The organism is Bacillus sp. SIMBA_026 (genome assembly GCF_046535335.1).
GTDB lineage: Bacteria > Bacillota > Bacilli > Bacillales > Bacillaceae > Bacillus > Bacillus velezensis.
Genome location: NZ_JAWRWX010000136.1, coordinates 1 through 275, shown reverse-complemented (window position 1 = coordinate 275; position 275 = coordinate 1). Strand labels below are relative to the sequence as shown.

1 protein-coding gene is annotated in these 275 nt (G+C 66.9%); it reads right to left on the bottom strand.

Features of this window, described 5'->3' with window-relative positions; genetic code table 11:
* On the bottom strand, window positions 1-275 hold a 275-nt coding region (locus SB847_RS20960), incomplete at both ends, for a substrate-binding domain-containing protein (RefSeq protein WP_410578532.1).

Here is a 275-nt window from a genome sequence, read left to right as displayed (position 1 = left end):
AACTCTTCGGGAATGCGCACACCTTCCACGCGCGCTTCCTGCAGCACCCCGTAGGCGTGCGTGTCCGTGCCACATACGACGGCGGTCACCCCCTCACGCTTCCAGCCCTGCCACGCTTGGGCAAAGGCAGCGGCGGCAGCACCGACGTCGATCGCTGTGCTGATGACGTGGGCCGCATCAACTGCAAGCCCGCACGCTTGGGCCTCTTCCAGGAAGGCTTCCCGCCGCAGCGCGAAAGTGGCCGTGCCTGTGATTCCGTCAACGTAGGCGGCGCG